This is a genomic window from Thermoflavifilum thermophilum (genome assembly GCF_900116565.1).
GTDB lineage: Bacteria > Bacteroidota > Bacteroidia > Chitinophagales > Chitinophagaceae > Thermoflavifilum > Thermoflavifilum thermophilum.
Genome location: NZ_FPCJ01000001.1, coordinates 1,610,982 through 1,624,743 on the forward strand (window position 1 = coordinate 1,610,982; position 13,762 = coordinate 1,624,743).

A 13,762-nucleotide genomic window follows, 5' to 3' on the forward strand; every position below is an offset into this window, starting at 1 on the left:
CTATGAAGTCCAATCCCGTTCAGGAACAAAAACGTATTGCCCTAATCGAACGGTCGGCCCTGCAGGTGGGCCGCCCTATCTTTCATTCCATTCTCATCATTGTGGTTTCTTTTTTACCCGTATTTCTGCTTACCGGGCGGGAAGGGCGGTTGTTTCATCCGCTGGCCTGGACCAAGACGCTGGTTATCCTGAGTTCCATGGTGCTGGCTATTACCTGGGTACCGGCTTTGATGGCTTATTTCATGAAGGGAAACATGAGGCCGGAGTCGAGAAATCCGGTGAGTTCGTTTTTTGTGCGGGTGTATGAGCCCGTGTTGCGCTGGTGCCTGCGCTGGAAAAAAACCACATTGACCCTGAATATCGTTGCCCTTGGATTTGCAATATTCCTTTTCAGCCGGCTGGGACAGGAATTTATGCCGCCTTTAAACGAAGGCACGTTGTTGTTTATGCCTGTGGCTTTGCCCGATGCTTCCAATGCCGAGATGAAACGCATCCTGCAGATCCAGGATAAAATTCTGGCGTCGGTTCCTGAAGTGAAAAATGTATTGGGTAAAGCAGGCCGAATTGCCTCGGCTACCGACCCGTCCCCGCTGAATATGATTGAAACCATCATTGAGCTTAAGCCTCGCAGCCAATGGCGCAAGGGTGTTACGCGCGACAGCCTGATCCGGGAGCTAAACCTTAAGCTGCAGATCCCCGGCGTAACCAACGGGTGGACACAGCCTATCATCAACCGCATCAACATGCTCAACACCGGTATTCGAACGGATGTGGGCGTGAAGGTCTTTGGCGAGCAGTTAGATACCCTTCAACAGATAGAGCAACAGATAGCTCGAGTCTTGCAATCCATACCCGGAGTGGTGGATCTCTATCCCGAGCCGCTTTCCGGTGGCCGGTTCCTGGATATTGCCATTCGAAGGGAGGCTCTGGGTCGCTATGGTATTTCTACGGAAACGGTGAATCATGTGATTGAATTTGCGATCGGCGGCGCCTCCGTGAGTCAGATGGTGGAAGGTCGGGAGCGGTTTTCGATCAATGTGCGATTGGCCCAGGACTGGCGTCAGACCCTCGATGAGATCCGGGAGATTCCCATACAAACAGCACATGGGCCGGTGCCGCTGTCGGCCGTAGCCGATATTCGCCTCACCGAAGGTCCTTCCATGATCAACAGCGAGAATGCCCTGCTGCGCGGTACGGTATTGTTCGACGTCCGGGGCCGGGATATGGGCAGTACGGTGGAAGAGGCTATCCAAAAAGTGAAGCAATCTGTGCATCTGCCGCCGGGATATTTCATTGAGTGGAGCGGCGAATGGGAAAATCAGGTACATGCCCGCAAAACCCTGAAGCTGGTTCTGCCCATCGTGTTGTTTACCATTTTTTTTATCCTCTACCTGACTTTCGAGAATTGGCCCGATACCTGGAATGTGTTGCTCACCGTGCCTTTTGGCCTCACCGGCGGCATCCTGATGGTGTATTTCTGGGGTGCACAACTGTCGGTAGCCGTGGTGGTGGGATTTATTGCCTTGTTTGGTTTGGTCGTGGAGACGGGCGTGGTGATGATCATTTATCTGGATGAGGCCATGCGTCGAATGATTCAGGAAAAAGGACGAAGAGTTGACCGGGCTACTCTGCAGCAATATGTCATAGAAGGGGCTGTGAAAAGATTGCGACCCAAGCTGATGACCGTGCTCATTGCTTTGTTGGGCCTGGTGCCGGTACTCTGGTCGAAGGGTACGGGTATTGAGCTGATGCGACCCATTGCCTTGCCAATGATTGGCGGGGTGATTAGCTCGGCAATCTGCGTCCTCCTGGTGATGCCGGTGGTTTATCAACTGTTTAAAGAACGAGAGCTCAGAAAATATGGAGAAATCAAACTCCCCCTGACTGATTCGCTTACCCTGAATGAAAATATATGATATATGAAATCAACAAACATCGGTGCTCATAATCTGTTTTTATTCTTAGCCGGATGCCTGCTGATTATGGCTTCCACCTCCCGATTGTATGCCCAGGGCCTTTCCCTTGCACAAATCATAGACAGCATCGATCGTCGCAATGTGGGACTCCAGCAATATGTACATCAACAAGAAGCTGCCCGACATCTGACGCTGGCTGCTCAAGGATGGCCCGCTCCGGCAATCGGGCTGGGCCTGAATGAATTTCCTTATCCCGGCATGAGCAAAACGGAAAACCTGTCGGCCCGAAAAATGTCGATGCTTCGGTTCCAGCAAATGCTACCCCTGTTCGGCTATCAGCGGGCAGAAGCTGCCTATCAGCGCTCGCTGGTGCCTCAGTATGCCGATCAGCAGGGTATGTTACGGAATACCTTGCACACCCGGGCACGCATGGCTTATGTGGAGATGTGGATTGGTGAGCAGAAAATCCATGCCATGCAGGAGCAGATCCGACAATTGAAATTGTTGATTCAGGTGTTGGAAAAACAACTAAGCTATAACCGTACACAGCCTCAGTACATCTACCAAGCCCGGGCTGCGCTGGCCGACTGGCAGAACCGGCTCACCGAATGGCAGGGACAGGTGGCGGCATCTACAGCCTTGCTCAACAGCCTGATGAACAAACCCGTGGATGCACCCCTGCAGATCGACACCTCCCGGCTGCCCCTGTCGCTCACCATACCTGCTTTGCTCGACTCAGTTAGTTTACTGCAACACCGGTCTGACCTGCGGTGGCTTTCCCACCAGATGAACAGCCTGGCTTACCAGCGTGAAGCTTTGCTGGCTCAACTCAAACCCCAGGTGGGGCTCTCATGGGATAACATGCGGATGGCCAACGGGATGTATATGTACAACCTGATGGTGATGATTACCCTGCCTTCTCTGCCCTGGGCGGCCCGCACCCAGCGGCAACAGGCCATCAGCCTCAACGAAGAAGTGAAAGCACTTAAAGATCAGCAACAGGAACAGCTCTTTGAAGCTTTGGGACAGATTGCTCAATCGCAAACCCAACTGGATGCCTGGCAAAAGCAACTTCAGACCTATGAAACCGATATCCTGCCTGCGTATGCCCATACGTATACGGCTTATCTGCAGGCGCTTGCCGAACAAATCGGCCCCGGCTCTACCGGTGTGGAAACCCTACAGGCCTGGAACGAATGGACCTTGAAAAAAATCGATTATCTGGACTTGTTGCACCAATATTTTCTGAAAAAAATTGAACTCCTGAATGAACTCGAACAATAAAAAATGGATGCTATGAAACGCAAACCTTATTCCTTGTTTGTTCGGCTGTTGATCGGAAGCATGATCTGGATTGCAGGATTTGGGTTGACCGGCTGTCATTCTTCCTCTGTGAAACAAGATTCGGCGGGTTTAGAGAAACGCGCTGGTTATTATACCTGCCCCATGCATCCGCAGATCCGAAGAGAGCAGCCGGGCAAATGTCCGATCTGTGGTATGACATTGCAATTTCACGCGCTTCAGTCAGCCCCGGCAGATCCCGACAGTGCCAGCCCTACTGTCGATAGCAGCCTGAGCCTGCTGGCAGAGCCTGTAACCCGTACTGTGATTGGCTCATTTCCGGTAATCAGCCCGCAGTTACAACCCCTTGCCGATACCCTGCAGGCGTTTGGCTACCTTACCTATGATCAACGTTATACCCAGCTGATTACCCCGCGGGTAAGCGGTCGTATTGAAGCCCTGTATGTACACGCTCTTTATGAACGGGTACAAGCTGGCCAGCCGCTGATGAAGCTATATAGTCCGGAATTGCTTGCCCTGCAGCGCTACTGGATCCAGGCTTTGCGTGCACACGACACGGCCTTGATAGCTTCCCTGCAGCAAAATCTCCTCAACCAGGGTATGTTGCCCGAAGAGCTGCAGCAGGTGAAACAAACCTTGCAACCCCTGACCACCTTTACCCTGGTGAGCCCGGTTTCGGGCTGGATTTTTATCCCACATGCTTCCTCCGATGCAGCCGCATCGCCCACCCTGCAGCCCATGCAACTGCCCTTTGTAACCGGCGATTATGTACAGGCTGGCATACCGATATTGGGTGTGCAAACCGATGCCCGAATCTGGGCTATCGTGCAGGTCAGCAACGATCAGCTGGCCAACCTATCGGTGGGCGACCCGGTAGAGCTGTACCGGGAAGGAATGCCCGATCAAAAAGTACGGGCACATATTGATTTCATCCCTCCATATCGGGATGCTGAGGATGCCCGCTTTGCATCCCTTCGGGTTTATCTGCAGGCGCTTCCTCCGGGATGGAAGGTGAATCAGCTGCTGCGTGCTCGCCTTTATCCCCTGCTTGGCAGGGAACACCGCCGTTCAGCATCACAAGGATGGTTTATTCCCCGTTCGGCTGTCGATGATCTGGGTCGGCATCAGGTGGTCTGGGTGCAGGATGCCCGTCATCCCCAGGTGTTTCATGCGCGGGAAGTGAAGCTCGGATTTTCGCAGGGCGATTGGGTGCAGGTGGTAGCCGGACTACAACCCGGCGAACGCATAGCCCGTGAAGCCGGTTATATGGTTGATAGCGACAGTTTTGTAACCTGGGCAGAATAAAGTCTCAATTTTTCATTTAAACGCGATTTGATCATGAAAACAATGTTTTGGATGGTAAGCCTCTTAATCCTTGGGTGGGGCATATTGGGGACGGGTTGCTGGCATCGTTCTTCCACCCCAAATCAACGGGCTGAACGCACCTCCACGCTTTACACTTGCTCCATGCATCCGCAGATCCGCAGGGAGCAACCCGGAAAATGCCCCATCTGTGGGATGCCCTTGTTGCCCATCTCTGCTGATCCTGCCCAGGCTCAGCCGCGGAATCCTCGGGATACGGCCAATGCTGAGTCTGTACCTGCTATGAATAAAGGCGATGCGATGCCTATGATCGTGCTCGATGCTCGCCAGGAAATGCTGGCCGGGGTGCATACCACGATAGCGCGGGCGGGCAGCTTGTCGCATACCTTCTGGCTCACGGGCACCACTATTTTTGATCCGCAACGGGTAGAAACCCTCAGCGCTTGGTTTTCGGGATGGATTACCCGCTTGTTGGTGAATAATCCTGGGCAATATGTACACTCGGGTCAGGCTCTGTATGAAATCTACAGTCCCGATTTGCTGGCCGATGAGCAAACCTATCTCACAGTCTACCGGCAATGGCAACGGGGGATGATCACCGATAGCAGCTTGCTGATGAGCCTCCGGCAGCGGCTGCTGCGTTGGGGGTTGTCGCCCCGGCAGATCGAGGATTTGCCATCGCATGTCAGTACGGGCAAGCTCACTGTGTATAGCCGTGGCGCCGGTTATCTGACCCGCAAATACGTACAGGAAGGCGATCATGTAAGTGAAGGCCAACCCGTCATGCAACTCAATCGGACAGCCATCCTCTGGGTACAGGCACAGCTCGATCCGGAACAAATCGATTGGCTTTCCCATCTTAAAAGTTTACATATTCAGCTGCCCGCCCATCCTGGTCATGTGTTTGACGGGCGAATAGCCTTTTCCAACCCGGTCGTGCAGCCCGGTTCGCAGGTGTATCTGGTGCAAATTGCTTTTTCTGCAGGCTCGGTGCCGGTGCAACCCGGAGAAATGGCGGAGGTGGAGCTGGAAACAGATCAGCCGATAGCCGGAGCCTTACGTATTCCCGCCACAGCTGTAGTATATGCCTCCGGCCAACCCGTGGTGTGGGTAGAGACGAAACCCCATACCTACATGATGCGACATGTTAGGCTGGGCGCTGTAAATACGAGGGAAGCGATTGTGGTGAGTGGACTGAAGCCTGGAGAACGAGTCGTGGATCAGGGCAGTTATCTGCTGCATAGCCAGTATTCCCTTACTTATGGCGCCGGCGTGAACATGTCGGGTATGCAGATGTCCGATATGAAAATGGAAGGGAAAGGTTCTTCTATGTAGTAAAATCTTTTGGTAAATCTTCTTGCCTATGAGGATATGTTTGGTTAAGTTGGGTTGAATTAAAGGCGAACATTTTAAACTATCCATCAGACGATGCTGCTCCAACACATCTTTACGGAGTTACTGAATATGGCCTGGGATATTTACTGGCCGCTGGCGCTGGGATTTTTCTTGTCGGCCATCATCCGGGCGTATGTTCCCTCTTCTGCCATAGCGGCGCATGTGGGCCGGCCAGATGTAAAAGGTCTCAGCCTGTCTGTCTTGTTTGGGGCCCTGTCTTCCTCCTGCTCTTATGCCGCCGTATCCATGGGTCGTACGCTTGTTGTGAAAGGCGCTTCCTGGGCCAATGCCATAGCATTTATGATAGCCAGTACCAATTTGGTGTTCGAAATTTTTCTGGTGATTGTGATGTTATTGGGTTGGCCCTTTTTTGCCGGTGAGATTGTAGGAGGTTTGTTACTGATCCTGGTGGGCACGTTATTAATTCGCTGGTTGCTGAGTTCCCAAAGTGTGGAGCAGGCTAAAAAACATATCCAGCAAACAGAAACACAGGTTTTGGCACACGATCCACATGCCCATCACCACCAGCATGCAGCACATACGGAGCATACCCACCATCATCCGGCTGGTTCCACCCGCTGGCAGGATGCCATGATGTATTTTTATATGGATGTGCGTATGGTAGGAAAGGATATTTTGCTGGGCGTGGTGATAGCTGCTGTGCTGGCAGCGGTGGTGCCACCTCAGGTATGGATGGTCTTGTTCCTCAAAAATCAGGTACAGTTGCCCACCTTTGTGATCACGGTCTGGAATGCGGTGATAGGCATTCTGGTAGCGGTCTTTTCTTTTGTTTGTTCGGTAGGAAACATTTTACTGGCGGCGGTGTTGTGGCATGGAGGCATTAATTTCGGTGGGGTTATTGCCTTTATATTTTCCGATCTGGTTACGCTGCCTATCTTGCTGGTATATCGACGTTACTTCGGGACGAAGATGATGTTCCGCTTGTTTTTCATTCTTTTCTTATCGATATTGATTACCGGCGTGGGGGTAGATTATTTGTTTCAGGCGCTGGGCTGGATGCCAAGCCATCCGGCGACTGTAGCCTCACTGCACATGCCCTCCTTTGCCTGGAATTACAAGACAATATTGAATCTGATTTTCATCCCATTATCCATAGCGGCTTATTTTATAGGTAAAGTCAAAACCAAAGTATAACCCGGCTAACAAAGCTATATTGCCCGGATGCCCGGGACATGCTGAATGTAACAAGGATTACCCAATTTGTTTTTCCTTCAGTTTAATTTTAATCGTAATCATTAAAACAGATCAGTTATGTCGTATTACTTTTCCAAAACATTATCCGGCGTTTCATTTGAGGATGCCATTCAACGGGTTACGCAAGCCTTGCAGACGGAAGGTTTTGGCATATTGACCGAAATTGACGTGCAAGCTACCTTAAAGAAGAAGCTGGATGTAGATTTCCGGAAATACCGTATCCTGGGAGCTTGCAATCCACCTTTTGCTTATCAGGCTTTACAGGCTGAGGATAAGATTGGCACGATGCTTCCCTGCAATGTGATTGTACAGGAGCGGGAGCCTAATCAGATTGAAGTAGCGGCCATTGATCCGGTAGCATCCATGATGGCGGTTGACAGCCCTAAGCTCAGGGAAGTGGCGGATATAGTCAGGCAAAAGCTGCAGAACGTAATAGCACAATTGTGAAATGCTCATTGATACTGAATATACACGGGTGGCGGGAATAATGACAAGACTTCCTGGGGCGTCATGATAGGCTGGCCATTCCGGGTATCGTTTTTAAAAAACAGCTTAAAGCCAGTGAATTCCACCGGCTCGCGCGCAATGAAGTTGCGGTAGGAATTGATCTTCAGCCATTTGGGACCCCATCCGTCCATATCCATCACGATTTGTACTTCAGGCCTGAGTTTGATGGCTTTGTAGTTGGTAAGCATGCGTTGAGTAAAGCGATGTACCACCAGGATTTTAGGGGGAAGCTGATATTCTTGTACCAGCCGGGAAAGATAGTCTACACAATAATTCACATCTGCCGCGTCGAAGGTGCCGATGCGAGTACCGGGAACGGCGCCGGTTTTCATGGAAAATTCCGGATCGATGGCCAGGTGTACATTGGGCAGTTTTAGATAAGGCTCCAGCCGGGGCACTTCATCCTGAAGGGTGCTTAGTCCCACCTGCACATCCAGAAATACCAGGCCATGAATCCGGTCGGCCATGTGTAGCACGCTGTCAATCATCCAGTTGGGCATCCGCAGGCGGTGTTTCCCATCTTTTCCGGGATAACCTTGCGCTGTGACCACAATCAGGTGAAGAGCAGGAATTACTTTTTTGGTGGTATCGGCTTCCTGCCACATGCGGGCATACTGCAACAGTTTGGGAATCATCTGGTCGGGAGGCAGTTCACCCAGGATGCCCATGTTTTTAGAATACAGGTTTCCGTAAAATGCCACCACCCGATGTTCCGGAAAAATGGACCCTGGAAGCAGAGGCGGGAATTTGACCGGCCAAACGCGGGTTTTGGCAGCAGAAGCGCTGTCCTTTGCATGATTTGCATCTGCAGGCTTTGGATGTGCTGTATCTGATGTTGCCGGCGTAGGGTATATAGTCGTATCTGGTTTGGGTTGCAGGCTATCTGGAGAAGGTGGTTGGATGGGATGGGTAACAGCGACCGGTACGGAGTCACGTACGGCAGAGGTTTGGCCAGAGGGGCGCTGATGACAAGCCCAGGCAGTAAGCCAGAGGACCAGGAAAATGGGTATAAAAGAAGGTTTTAGCATCCGATATGCAAATTGATCGGCAAATATAAAAGCCTTTACCGGGCTTAGGAGCATGGTTGCTGAAAATATCCTGTTGCTGTTGGGTCGGCAAAAGGAAAATCGGTCAACCATTTTTCCAGTTGGGCATCCCGGATCCAGATATAGGTTCTTTTCCCCGAAGGGGCAAATTCAGGTTCTTTGCAGGCGAAAAGCTGATCAATCAGCTGCTGCATTTCCCGACGGGTGAGCGATCGGCCTGCCGGTACGGCATGCTGGCGGGCAAGGGAACGGATCATTTTTTCCCGGAGTTCGAGCCGGAGGTCACCTGCTTCATTCCGGCATTGGGCGAGCAACTGAGTAAGGGTTTGCTTTTCAAAACCCGGTGGCAGATCGGCCGGAATACCCTGAATCACAAAATTGTTGGTATTGCCCGCCCGTTCAAGTTGGTATCCCAACACGCGCAGGTCATCGCGTATCTGTTCCAGCAATGCCTGGTCGGCCGGGGCAAGCTCAAGCACCTGCGGAAACAGGCACGCCTGAATGGCTATCGGTTGTTGCAGAAAAGCCTGTTGGTATGTTTCATACAATATTCTTTCATGGGCAGCATGCTGATGCAACAGAATAAAGCCCGATTTTACCGGTTGGAGAATCCATTTCAGGTGAAGTTGCACCGGAAAAACCTGATCCTCTGGAGCATTGGCAGGCAACGCCAGCTCGGCTTGCTGTGGCAGGGAAGAAACCGAAGATTGGAGGCTTTCGTAGAGTGATAGCCAGTTGTGTGATTGTCCGGTGGATTGGATTTCCGGTTCGATGGGGGGCCTATCAGGTGCAGCGGTAACAGGTTTTTCCTGCATAACCGAGCGATGTGGTGTAATGACGTGCGCCTGATGGGGCCTGGTAAAAGACAGATACAAAGGCGAGTGACTGATACGGGTTTGCTGATCCGGTGTCAGAGGTTGATTCAATGCCGGTGATTGCTGAATATCGGCAGGCAGTTCAAAGTCGAGCGCAGGTGTCACGCTGGCCACCGCCAGGGCGTGTCTTACAGCAGCCTGCACAAATGCATAGATCATCTTTTCATCTCCGAACTTAATTTCTTGCTTGGTGGGATGCACATTCACATCGATTTCAGCGGGATCCACATTCAGAAAAAGCACATAAACCGGATGGCTGTCGGCTGGTATCATGGGTGCAAGAGCCGATGATATTGCATGGTGCAGGTAGTTGCTACGGATGAATCGCCGATTGACGAAGAAATACTGATCGCCCCGGCTTTTTTTGGCTGTATCGGGTTTGCCCACGAAGCCATGGATGTACAAATCGGGTGTTTTTTCCTGTACGGCAATCAGCTTATCGGCGTAGGATTTACCCAGCAGCTGTAGCACACGCTGTTTCAGCGAACTTTTTTCCAGCCTGAGCTGCAGTTCCCCTTCATAAATAAAGCTAAACCCCACTTCGGGGAAAGCCAGTGCTACCCGGTTAAATTCTTCCCAGATATGGCGCAGCTCCACCGCATCGCTTTTCAGGAAATGCCGGCGTGCAGGCACGGAGAAAAAGAGATTTTTCACTTGCACCTGCGTGCCGGGCTGGCAGGCACAGGGTTCCTGACGCAGGATGCGGCCATTGGCAATCTCAATGCAGGTTCCCAGCTGTTGATCAGCCGGGCGGGTGCGCATTTCCACCTCAGCCACAGCAGCAATGGATGCCAAGGCTTCTCCCCGAAAGCCCATGGTGCGAATGCGGTACAAATCATCAATATCCCGGATCTTGGAAGTGGCGTGCCGTTCAAAACTCATCCTGGCGTCGGTTTCACTCATGCCGCAGCCATTATCCACCACCTGAATTAGGCGTTTCCCGGCCTCTTCCACAATCAACAGGATATCATCAGCACCGGCATCTACAGCATTTTCCAGCAATTCCTTCACGACAGAAGCTGGTCGCTGAATGACTTCACCAGCAGCAATCTGATTGGCCAGGTGTTCGGGTAAAAGCTGAATTTTATCGCCCATCACCCTGCAAGTTCAGAAAATAATACGGAACATGGCTGAAAAAGCCTGCAAGTCGGCCAGATTCCCTATGTTTGTTCACATGTTTTGCCCAAAATTCCGAAAATACAGCCGGAGGCTTCTGATTGGCACCGCAGGGTGCCTTTTATCCTCGGGAATTTATGCCCAACAGGTGAAAAAACCCAGTTCCATATTGCCTGCCCGCCGATGGGCTGATAGTGTGATGCGGCACATGGATACCACCCGAAAAATTGCCCAGCTGCTCATGATTCGTGTGTACAATCCGCCTTCGCCTGAACAGGCAGCCCGGGTCGAACATGAAATTCAGGATTTAGGGGTGGGGGGCATAGTGTTTTTTCAGGGTGATCCGGTGCAGCAGGCTTTGCTTACCAATCAATATCAGTCCATGAGTGCCATTCCGTTATGGGTAGGTATAGATGGGGAATGGGGATTGGCTATGCGGCTGCTGGGAGTGCAACCCTTCCCCAAACAAATGCAGCTGGGCGCTTTGCCCGATGCTTCCCTGATTTATCAAATGGGCTGCATCGTGGGCGCACAATGCAAACGCATGGGCATTCAGATCAATTTTGCTCCTGACGCCGATATCAACAACAATCCCGATAATCCGGTCATCAACGACCGATCGTTCGGCGAAAACAAATTCATCGTAGCGCGTTATGCCCGGGCTTATATGCAGGGCATGCAAGAGGAAGGTATTATTGCCGTGGCCAAGCATTTTCCTGGACATGGCGACACGGAAGTGGATTCCCATCAAGACCTCCCGGTAGTTGATAAAACGCTGCGCACCCTGGATACCCTGGAGTTGTATCCTTTTCGGCAGTTGATCCGGGCGGGTGTAAAAGGCATTATGGTGGGGCATCTGCATGTCCCTGCCATCGACAGCACATCCCATATGCCAGCTTCTTTATCCCGTAAAATAGTTACCGGTCTGTTGAAGCAACGGATGGGCTATAAGGGACTGGTATTTACCGATGCGCTTGATATGAAGGGGGTTACCAATTATTTTCAGCATGGAGAGGCCGCCCTGCAGGCTTTGCTTGCCGGGAATGATGTGCTGGTTTTGCCTGAAAATGTGGAAGAAGCCATTGACACCATTGCCGCAGCCCTGCGCCAGCATCGGCTGAGCATGGCTTATCTGGATAGCAAGGTCAGGCGAATTCTGGAAACTAAGTATCAGCTTGGACTGGCGCATTGGCAGCCAGTAGATACCACGTATTTACTTGAAGACCTGAACCGGTCGGTGCGTTCAGTAACCAAGCTGATGGACGACAGCAGTTTTGTGGTGTTGGGCAATGATCATCAGTTTTTGCCTTTTTCCCCGGAAAGCCCTATGCGGATTGCTTATGTGGGCGTAGGGCTCGATACCACACAAACCGATTTTGCACGTGATCTGCGGGCTTATCATCCGGTGGACACCTATTTTTTCCCTGCTTCCTCTCCTTGGGAAAATATTGCCCCGCTGGCAAAAAAATTAAAATATGATTATGATGCGGTAATCGTCGGCGTGCACCGGTTGAATCGCTATCCCGCTCATCATTTTGGATTGTCGGAAGCAGAAATTTTGCTAATTCAGCAATTGCAGCAGGAGGCACGAACGGTTACGGTGCTTTTTGGGAATCCTTATGCCCTACAAGATATGCATGATGGCGAAGCCATTGTAGTGGCTTATGAGGATGATTCGCTGGCTTATGCGACGGCCGCTGCCCTGTTGTTTGGCCGGATGGAGCCAGGCGGCCGTCTGGCTGTGAGTGTCAGCGGGCGTTATCAGGCAGGGAGTGGTTTAACAGCCTGGAATCGCACCCGGGTTGTGCTGCCTTATGTCCAACCCGAACAGGTCGGAGTTGACCCGGGTATCCTGAAGCGCATTGATACCCTTGCGCAGGAAGCCATTGCCGCCCATGCCACACCCGGTTGTGTGGTGCTGGCTGCAAGGGATGGGAAAATCTTCTTTCACAAAGCCTATGGATACCTGGATAATGGCGATACGCTGCCCGTACAGCTGAATACGATTTACGACATGGCCTCCTGTACCAAGGTAAGTGCTACCACGCTGGCAGCCATGCGTTTGTATGATGAAGGGAAACTTAATCTGGATGCGGGTCTCGGAAAATATCTTCCCTGGCTAAGAGGCAGTGATAAAGCGCCTTTAACCATCCGGGATGTGATGCTGCATCAGGCTGGTTTGGTAGCCTGGATTCCGTTTTATAAAAACACCCTTTATGATGGCGTGCATCCCGACACGGTACTTTACAGCCATCATCGTGACCCGGTGCACACTGTACGGGTAGCAGAAAATTTGTATATAAATCCGGCTTATCTGGATAGCATGTACATGCAAATCCGCAACAGCAAACTCATTCCGGGTCATCGGTATGTGTACAGTGATAATGATTTCATCCTGATGCAGAAGGTTGTGGAAGCTATTACCGGGATGCGGCTGGATGAATATGTGGAGAAAACTTTCTATGCCCCGCTGGGGCTTACCCGCATAGGCTTCAGGCCCCGCAGCTTTGCTTCTTTGAATGAAATAGCACCTACGGAAAACGAAAAACAATTTCGCCTGCAACAGCTGCATGGGGATGTGCATGACCCGGGAGCAGCTATGTTTGGCGGTATTTCGGGCCATGCCGGTTTGTTTGCCGATGCCTATGATCTGGCTGTGCTGATGCAGATGTTGCTCAACGGCGGTACCCTGAACGGACAACATTTTCTCAAACCATCCACCATTCAGTATTTTACGGGATATCGGAGTGACATCAGCCGGCGGGGATTGGGATGGGATAAACCAGAGAAAGACCGGATGAAAGATCCTGAACCCTATCCCTGTGCCAGCGCATCGCCGTTGACCTTTGGCCATACCGGCTTTACCGGCACCTGCATCTGGGTGGATCCGGCGTATAAACTCACTTTTATTTTCCTGAGTAATCGGGTGTATCCGGACGGCGGAGCCAACATGAAGCTCATCCAGATGAATATCCGTGGCCGCATCCAGCAGACCCTCTATGATGCCATGGGTGTACAGGCCCCGAAAAGCCAAATTGGAGAAAAATGATTAAATTACACCTGTCGT

At 51.5% G+C, this 13,762-nt stretch carries 9 protein-coding genes; 7 read left to right on the forward strand and 2 right to left on the reverse strand.

What is annotated here, in order from left to right; all coding sequences use genetic code 11:
* Window positions 1-2: 2 nt before the first annotated feature.
* From BM367_RS12265 to BM367_RS06920, 6 genes are all read left to right on the forward strand, one after another.
* Window positions 3-1,916 (forward strand): efflux RND transporter permease subunit, encoded by a 1,914-nt coding sequence (locus BM367_RS12265; protein WP_092459229.1) that lies wholly within the window; start codon window positions 3-5, stop codon window positions 1,914-1,916.
* Window positions 1,917-1,919: 3 nt separating this feature from the next.
* On the forward strand, window positions 1,920-3,200 hold the full coding sequence (locus tag BM367_RS06900; RefSeq protein WP_092459231.1) for a TolC family protein: 1,281 nt from the start codon (window positions 1,920-1,922) through the stop codon (window positions 3,198-3,200).
* A gap of 12 nt (window positions 3,201-3,212) precedes the next feature.
* Window positions 3,213-4,523 (forward strand): heavy metal-binding domain-containing protein, encoded by a 1,311-nt coding sequence (locus BM367_RS06905; protein WP_177224141.1) that lies wholly within the window; start codon window positions 3,213-3,215, stop codon window positions 4,521-4,523.
* A 33-nt stretch (window positions 4,524-4,556) separates the two neighbouring features.
* Window positions 4,557-5,876, forward strand: coding sequence for a heavy metal-binding domain-containing protein (locus BM367_RS06910; protein ID WP_092459235.1), 1,320 nt, complete (start codon window positions 4,557-4,559; stop codon window positions 5,874-5,876).
* 93 nt (window positions 5,877-5,969) lie between these two features.
* Window positions 5,970-7,091 carry a permease gene (locus tag BM367_RS06915; RefSeq protein WP_092459237.1) on the forward strand — a complete coding sequence of 374 codons (1,122 nt, stop codon included), beginning with the start codon at window positions 5,970-5,972 and terminating at the stop codon, window positions 7,089-7,091.
* A gap of 117 nt (window positions 7,092-7,208) precedes the next feature.
* Complete coding sequence (locus tag BM367_RS06920) at window positions 7,209-7,598, forward strand: DUF302 domain-containing protein (RefSeq protein ID WP_092459239.1); 390 nt, start codon at window positions 7,209-7,211, stop codon at window positions 7,596-7,598.
* Between the two features lie 5 nt (window positions 7,599-7,603).
* Here BM367_RS06920 and BM367_RS06925 read toward each other — a convergent pair whose 3' ends face one another.
* Window positions 7,604-8,686, reverse strand: coding sequence for a hypothetical protein (locus BM367_RS06925; RefSeq protein ID WP_143103978.1), 1,083 nt, complete (start codon window positions 8,684-8,686; stop codon window positions 7,604-7,606).
* Window positions 8,687-8,730: 44 nt separating this feature from the next.
* On the reverse strand, window positions 8,731-10,674 hold the full coding sequence (gene mutL, locus BM367_RS06930; protein ID WP_092459243.1) for a DNA mismatch repair endonuclease MutL: 1,944 nt from the start codon (window positions 10,672-10,674) through the stop codon (window positions 8,731-8,733).
* Window positions 10,675-10,843: 169 nt separating this feature from the next.
* Between mutL and BM367_RS06935 the strand changes: the two genes are divergently transcribed.
* Complete coding sequence (locus BM367_RS06935) at window positions 10,844-13,744, forward strand: serine hydrolase domain-containing protein (protein ID WP_177224142.1); 2,901 nt, start codon at window positions 10,844-10,846, stop codon at window positions 13,742-13,744.
* The last annotated feature ends 18 nt before the right edge of the window (window positions 13,745-13,762 follow it).